9 protein-coding genes are annotated in these 6,967 nt (G+C 70.2%); 2 read left to right on the plus strand and 7 right to left on the minus strand.

Going from position 1 to position 6,967, the window contains the following annotated elements:
• Positions 1-350: 350 nt before the first annotated feature.
• From ACZ49B_RS36325 to ACZ49B_RS36355, 7 genes are read right to left on the minus strand one after another with little or no spacing between them, the layout of a single operon-like run.
• Positions 351-647: a Dabb family protein gene (locus ACZ49B_RS36325; protein WP_468314843.1), complete on the minus strand. Its 297-nt coding sequence runs from the start codon at positions 645-647 to the stop codon at positions 351-353.
• A gap of 10 nt (positions 648-657) precedes the next feature.
• The gene (locus ACZ49B_RS36330; protein WP_468314846.1) at positions 658-1,626 is read right to left on the minus strand and encodes a branched-chain amino acid transaminase; all 969 of its coding nucleotides are present in this window, start codon (positions 1,624-1,626) and stop codon (positions 658-660) included.
• Complete coding sequence (locus tag ACZ49B_RS36335; protein WP_468314848.1) at positions 1,623-3,041, minus strand: phenylacetate--CoA ligase family protein; 1,419 nt, start codon at positions 3,039-3,041, stop codon at positions 1,623-1,625. The genes ACZ49B_RS36330 and ACZ49B_RS36335 overlap by 4 nt, the downstream gene beginning before the upstream one ends.
• 60 nt (positions 3,042-3,101) lie before the next feature.
• Positions 3,102-3,395 carry a DUF1330 domain-containing protein gene (locus ACZ49B_RS36340; RefSeq protein WP_468314850.1) on the minus strand — a complete coding sequence of 98 codons (294 nt, stop codon included), beginning with the start codon at positions 3,393-3,395 and terminating at the stop codon, positions 3,102-3,104.
• A 28-nt stretch (positions 3,396-3,423) separates the two neighbouring features.
• Complete coding sequence (locus tag ACZ49B_RS36345; protein WP_468314866.1) at positions 3,424-4,239, minus strand: PhzF family phenazine biosynthesis protein; 816 nt, start codon at positions 4,237-4,239, stop codon at positions 3,424-3,426.
• Positions 4,232-5,197: an ornithine cyclodeaminase family protein gene (locus tag ACZ49B_RS36350; protein ID WP_468314852.1), complete on the minus strand. Its 966-nt coding sequence runs from the start codon at positions 5,195-5,197 to the stop codon at positions 4,232-4,234. The genes ACZ49B_RS36345 and ACZ49B_RS36350 overlap by 8 nt, the downstream gene beginning before the upstream one ends.
• The gene (locus ACZ49B_RS36355; protein ID WP_468314855.1) at positions 5,184-5,837 is read right to left on the minus strand and encodes a type 2 periplasmic-binding domain-containing protein; all 654 of its coding nucleotides are present in this window, start codon (positions 5,835-5,837) and stop codon (positions 5,184-5,186) included. Before ACZ49B_RS36355 ends, ACZ49B_RS36350 begins: the two co-directional genes overlap by 14 nt.
• Before the next feature lie 315 nt (positions 5,838-6,152).
• Here ACZ49B_RS36355 and ACZ49B_RS36360 point away from each other — a divergent pair, with 315 nt between their 5' ends.
• Both ACZ49B_RS36360 and ACZ49B_RS36365 read left to right on the plus strand, forming a co-directional pair.
• The gene (locus ACZ49B_RS36360) at positions 6,153-6,641 is read left to right on the plus strand and encodes a hypothetical protein (protein WP_468314857.1); all 489 of its coding nucleotides are present in this window, start codon (positions 6,153-6,155) and stop codon (positions 6,639-6,641) included.
• A gap of 77 nt (positions 6,642-6,718) precedes the next feature.
• Positions 6,719-6,886, plus strand: coding sequence for a hypothetical protein (locus ACZ49B_RS36365; protein WP_468314859.1), 168 nt, complete (start codon positions 6,719-6,721; stop codon positions 6,884-6,886).
• Positions 6,887-6,967: the final 81 nt, after the last annotated feature.

Below are 6,967 nucleotides of genomic sequence, written 5' to 3' on the forward strand. Positions count from 1 at the left end.
GGTCACCACGATTCCCCTTTTGCACCCGCTGCCTAACGGCTCGCCCGCGACGCTCGAGATCAGGCCGCGCCGACATGAGTGCGCGGACGAGCGCCGTACGCGGACACCGCACCCAAGACAGGGGTGGCTGCGCAGGGTGGCCCGGGGAGAGTTCACCCGAGGCGAAACGACCCCATGTGCGCCAGCGGGCCCTGGCCGGTGGCGAGAGGCGGCGCCGTGTGTCTTGTGGCTGCACCACGTCGCTGCGCAGCGGACCCGGTCCGCGGACGACCAGGCCGCCGGGGAGGTGCGCCTGTCCCCAGACTCCGCCCGGCCGGGCCCGGGCCGGGCTGGGCGTGGGGGGAGCGTCCTCACGCGGGCGCGAAGTCCGCGACCACCCAGGTGGCGATCTCCCGCCACAGCTCGACACCGCGGACGTGGTCGGGGTGGTGGAGGTAGCGGTCGATGGCTTCCCGGTCGGCGAATGTTGCGACCAGGGCGAAGTCGTAGGCGACCGGCCGCTCGGTGATGTTGCGTCCGAATTCCCACTCCCGGATCTCCTCGATCCGGTCCGGGTGGCCCGCTGTGGCCGCTTCGGCGGCTCGGGCCCGGGGGTCGGTCCAGTCCACTCCGGGCCTGAAGCGGAAGAGGACGGTGTGGCGGATCATCGGTTCCTCCTCAGAGATGGACGGGGGTCGCGTCGACCCGCGTCAGCCGGTCGTGGTCGCGGCCGTCCAGGCCGCGGACCGCCCTTTCGTAGGCGCGCATGACCGCCCGGGTGACGGGCCCCGGGGTGCCGGAGCCCACCGGCCGGCCGTCCACGGCGACCACGGGGACGATCTCGCATCCCGTGCCGGTCAGGAAGATCTCGTCGGCCGTGCAGAGCTCCGACCGCTGGACCGTGCGCTGTTCGACCTCGATGCCCTCGTCCCGGCGCAGCAGTGAGATCACCGAGTCCCTGGTGATGCCCTCCAGGATGTCGGAGTCGGGTGCCGGGGTCGCCACCCGCCCGCTCCGGACCAGGAAGACGTTGGCCGTGCTGGCCTCCGCCACGTGGCCGGCCTGGTTGAGGAAGATCGCGTCGTCGTACCCGGCCTGCGTTGCCTCGTCGGTGGCCAGCGCGTTGTTCGCGTACGCGCCGGTGATCTTGGCTCGGGCGGGAAGAGAGCTGTCCGGGATGCGCCGCCACGAGGAGACCCCGCAGGTGATCCCCTCCTTCGGCACGTAACTGCCCATGGGAAGGCTGACCATGGTCAGGGAGGACGACACGCCTCGCAGCCGGACCCCGAACGGGACCCCCGGCTCCAGGGCCGTCTTGTAGGCGAGCGGCCGGATGTAGGCATCGCCGGTGTGGCCGTTGAGCCGGAGCAGCTCGGCGGTGATCGCGACCAGCTCGTCGGCGCTCCAGCCGATCGCGATGCGTAGAATTCCAGCCGAGGCGATCATCCTGGTGAAGTGGTCGCCGGCCCGGTACAGGTGGGCGGCGTCCGGGCCGGCTGCGTAGGAGCGGATGCCCTCGAAGACGCCGGTGCCGTACTGGAGGGCCTGCAGGCTGGGGCCCAGCCGGACTTCGGAGGTGGGGACGAAGTCGCCGTTGTGGAAGGCCCACTGACCGCCGGCCGGGGCGGCCGTTCGGCCGGCGGTCATCGCGCGTCCCGCTTGCGGGCGATGGCCATGGCCGCCTCGCGCTCGGCGTCCGCCGCGGTCCGCAGGTCCTGAACACGCGCTGCCTTCCAGCTGACCATGGCGCCCGTCGTGGTGATCGCGCCCAGCTCCGTGGTGCGCACGGTCACGGGGCAGCCCCAGGCGTCCGCGGCGGCTGCGACGAGCGCCTCGTGGGTCTCCGGGGCCGGTGCGTGCATCTCGAGGTCGACGGCGAGTACGTCGACGCCGGCTTTTCGGTCGATGGTGATGTGGTAGTCGCGGCAGCCCGGCACCCGGGACAGGACGAAGTCCTCGAGCTCGTAGGCGGTGACCGTCCTGCCGTTGAGGTCGATGCGGTCGCGTGCCCGTCCCAGCGGCGTGAGGATCTCCGCGGGGTGGCCGTCGCCGGGGCCCGCCGGCTCCAGCCGGACCAGGTCGCCGGTCCGGTAGCGCACGAGGGGTTTGGCGCCCTGGTACAGGTGGGTGACGACCAGTTCGCCCTCGCGCACCTGCTGCGCGTCCGGTTCCACCACGGCACCGGTGTCCGGGTCGATGACCTCGTAGAACACGTTCAGCGGGACGGTGCGGAGCCTGCCGTCGGGGTGTGCGACGGCGAGGATGGAGGCTTCCTGCGAGGCGTACATGCAGCTGTAAGCCTGCGCGTTCCAGACGGCTCCCAGGTTCTCCAGCAGGTTCGGGGTGACCAGTTCGCCCACGAACATCAGCAGCCGCAGGTCGAAGTCGGTGGCCGGGTCGAGTCCTGCCTCGCGGGCCTTCTTAGCCAGCGACATCGCCATGCCGGGCGTGCAGAACACCGCCGTCACGTGCAGTTCGCGCAGCATCTGCAGGGCGCGGTCGAAGCCCACGACGGGCGAGTGCGGCCACATCTTGACGACCGCCTGGCCGAGGTTGCGGCAGACGTCGCCAAAGGTGTCGCCCGTCGAGTGCAGTTCGGTCGGCCCCAACACGGCGACGACGTGGTCGTCGCCGTGCTTGTCGAATATCTCCTGGTAGGCCATCGTGAGGGCGGCGTTGTTGACGATGGAGTCCGTGTTGTCGCGGGGGCACGGGGTGGCGGCGCCGGTGGTCCCGGTGGTCTCGTAGAACACCCAGGACTCGCTCACCGGCTTGGAGAGGATGTCGTGGCGGCGGTCCCGGAGGTCCTGCTTGGTGGTGAAGGGTACGGCCCGGGCGAAGTCGGCGGCTTCCAGCCGATCGATCCGTGGCTCGGTGAGTCCCGCCAGCCGCTCGGCGTAGAAGGGGGAGCGGCTGCGCACGTAGCGCAGGCTTTCCCTGAGGTTGTGTACCTGGTGGGCCGGAAGGCGCTCCCCGTTCCACCCCCCGCTGTGGAATTCGCGTTGCAGGGCGACCGTGCGCCGGGCGAGGGCGTCGAGCTCGTCGTCGAAGATGGTGAACACGTGAAGCGAACCTTCCTGAATGCTTGGTGTGGGCAACCGGCCGACCGGGGCCGGTCCTGGTCAGTCGTTGCTCTCGAGCAGGACGAGCTCGGTCCGCACGCTTCCCGTGCGCAGCACCGCGATGTCCCGGTACTCGGGGGACGCGAACCACGCACGGGCGCTCGCACCGTCCGGGAATTCCATCAGCGTCAGGTGGACGGGGGTCCAGTCGCCTTCGAAGACGTCGACCTTGCCTCCTCTGATCACGAAGCGCCCGCCGTAATGCTCGACCGTGGCGCCCACCCGGCGCCGGTACTCGGCGAGTTCGGCGCTCGTCTCCAACGTGGTCACGTTCCCCAGTACGTACGCGGGCATGGTGCTCCTTCCGTTCCCTTCCTCTTCCTCACCGGAGCGAGGTGCCGGCCGTGATCGTCACGGCGGTACCGCCCAGCAGCACGTGGTCGTCCGCGACGGTGACGCGGACCGTTCCGCCGCGGCGGGACATCTGATAGCCCCGCAGTGTGTTGCGGCCCAGCCGCTCGGCCCAGTAGGGGCCCAGGCAGCAGTGGGCCGACCCGGTGACCGGGTCCTCGTCGACGCCGTACGCCGGCGCGAAGAACCGGGAGACGAAGTCGAAGTCCGTGTGGGAGCCGCCGGGAGCGGTCACGATGACGCCGCGCGTCGGCACGGCGGCGAGGGCGGCGAAGTCGGGCTTGAGGTCACCCACCACCTCCGCGTCGGCGACCTCCACGAGATAGTCGAACCGGTTCCGGCCGATCCACACGGGATCCACGCCCAGGGCCTCGCACAGCCCGGCCGGCCGCTCGGCCGGGGCGGCGCGTTCCGCCGGGAAGCGCATGACGATCCCGTGGGCGTCGCGGTGGACGTTCAGGACGCCGCTGCGGGTGTGGAAGTCGATCTGGCGGTCCTTGAAGCCCCGCTGCCACAGCACGTGGGCGCTGGCGAGCGTGGCGTGACCGCAGAGGTCGACCTCCTTGGCCGGCGTGAACCAGCGCAGGTCGTAGCCGTCGCCGCGGTCGCTGACGAACGCCGTCTCGGACAGGTTCATCTCCCGGGCCAGGGACTGCATCCAGTCCTCGTCCCTCGGCTCCTCCAGGAGACAGACCGCGGCCGGGTTGCCCGTGAACGGACGCTTGGCGAACGCGTCGACGACGAACAGCTTCGTGGCCCTCAGGCTGGAGGGCCGCGCCTCAGACATCAACACCGATACCGCCCTTCCGCGCACGCGCTGCGATCGCGAAGCCGGAGGCGACGTCCTCGACGGCCAGCCCCAGGGACTTGAACAAGGTGATCTCCTGCGGACCGGTGCGTCCGTGGACCGTGCCGAGGAGCACCTCCCCGATCTCGCCCCTGATGTCCTTCTCGGTGATCAGGCCCGCGGCGATCGGGTCGCAGACGTCGCTGGACTCGTTCAGGGCCGATTCCCTGCTGTCCACGTAGACCGCACAGCGGGCGACCTCTGCGGGAGCCAGCTCCCTGGCGCCGCGCACCGATGCTCCGACGGCGTTCACATGGGCGCCCGGACTCAAATCCCCCGGCAGGACGACCGGTTCACTCGCCGAGGTCGTGGTGCACACCAGGTCCGCGCCGCGCAGTGCGTCCTGCGGGGTGGCCGCGACCTCCACGGCCACCCCCCGGCCGTCGGCCCAGTCCCGGAAGGCCCTGGCGCGGTCCGGGGTGCGCGACCACACGCGGACCCGGTAGACGTCGCGGACCAGCCGCATGGCTTCGAGGTGCGCCCTCGCCTGGGTTCCCGAGCCGAGGATCGCGAGATCTCCGGCGTCCTCCCTGGACAGCGCCCGGGTTGCCGCAGCCGATACCGCCGCCGTGCGGATTTCCGTCACCGTGCTCCCGTCGAGAACGGCGGACAGTTCACCGGTGACGGGGTCGAAAACGGAAACGGTTCCGATGTGCGTGCTGAGCCCGCGAGCCCGGTTCCCGGGATTGTGCATGATGGCCTTGAAACCGTACCCGAGGCCTTCCACATGACACGGCATCATCGCGAACACGCCCTCTTCGGAGGGTGGTGCGAGGATGGATCGCAGCGGCTGCGTAACCCTCCCGGAGGAAAAACTACGCAATGCATTTTCCATGACGGAAATCGCCTCGACCATGGGATAGGAGGCGCGAACCCCCTCTCCGTCAAGCGTGAGCATGGGTGATCCTCCGTACGTCGGCCGCTTCGGTGGGGAGCGAGGAGAACGCGTCGTTGTTCGACATGAAGACGGACCAGAGCATTCTGATCACGCGCTTTCTCGAAATGAATTCCAGGCCTTGGGCCTCGGCGGCCGGCACCGTGGTGAGGGCCAGGTCCGTGACGCCGTCCCGCACCGCCTGGGCAGCCGCACTTGTGGACGTCACCTGCAAGATCTCACGGTCGGTGAAGCCCTTGGGCAAGAGCTCGTCCACCAGGGGGCGGGGTGCCGGATGCGTGGCGACCACCGGCCTCTCCGGGACGGACCGGCCGGGCAGCCGCGCGATCCCGTAGTTCGGCGTGTCCATCACGAAGACGCCGGCGAGGGCAAGCCGGGTGTTCATGTAGAACTCGCTGATACCGCTGTAGGCGTTCGCCACGACAAGGTAATTCGCGTCGTGATTGAGCAGTGCCTCGGCGGCGTCCTCGTAGGTCCGGTGCAGATCGATGCCCGGAGTGCTCGGTACATCACCGTCCAGGCTTTGCCGGACGACGCCTGCGGCAACCTCGCTGCTGGTTCCCGCGGGGCCCAGCGTGGCTATTCCGGGACTTCCGCGATGGGTGGCGAAGGAAGGCGTCAGCCAATTTACCATCTGCATCATGTGTGCGGTTCCTCCGAAAGCTTCCGGTGGGTGGCGCGGATGAAAGCGGCCATGCCAGTGAACCGCCGTTCGGATGCGCCGCCGGGTGGTTGGAATACGAAGACGCTAACCCCCTCGATAAGGAGCCGCCACGCATCTGCGCATATAACCTTCAAAGTGCCGATCGAAGGTGCCCCTTGTCGGTGCACCCGGCGCACACCGGCACCCGACGGCTGCCGGGGACGGCCGGCCCGGCGGCCGGGAACGGACCGGGAGGAGAACAGGACCGGTCGGGGGCAGCGTTACCCCCATCGGCCATCTGCAGAGGAGCACCACGTGACACGTCCACCCGACCACCCGACGCCGGCGGGCCGGCTGAGCCGCCCCCTGCAGGACCTGTCCGTCATCGAACGCTGGGCCGGGCACCTCGGTGGCGACCGTCCGCCGGCCGCCACGAGCGAGGACGAAGCCCCTGACGGGGTCGAGTTCGGTGTCGAGACCATGACCAGGACCGGAATGCACCACGTCACCGCCATCACCCCTCTGCGGCAGGACGGCTCCGGCCCGGCCCGCGAACCCGCCGAGGCGGAGCGGGCCGTGCTGCGCTCGTCGGTCAGGGCCCTGCTCGACATGGCGGGGCACGACTCCGGGGCTGCGCACACCGTGGTCGCCCTGACGCCCCAGGGCCCGCACGTGCTGTCCTGCCACCTCAACGGCAGCACCGCGATCGTCCCCGGAATCCGGACGGAGCCGCCCGCCCCGTCCCTGCGCCAGGCTCCCTCCCCCGTCCAGGAGCCGCTCCCGCCCGGTACCAGCGGGCGGTAACGGCGCGGGAACCGTTGGGGAAGGGCTCGAGCCATATTCGAGGTGTCGGACAGAGCAGGCACACAGGGGGCGGAAACATGGCAGGCAAGCTGAGCAAGTCGATCGGGATCATCGCGGTGGCTCTCACGCTGGCGTTCGGCGCGGCGGCCGGGGTGGACCACGCGGCGGGCCGGCAGGGCGGCCACCACACGTACGCCGAGGACAAGGGGCCGACCGTCATCGTTCCCGTCACCCCCACGCACTGACGGTCCGGCAGAACGCGACGGGGGGGGGCGGGAGGGCGGGGGCGCAGACATGGGGCCCTGGGGGTGCTCGATGTTGGGGGA

The sequence above is a fragment of the Streptomyces sp. NPDC031132 genome, assembly GCF_055570595.1.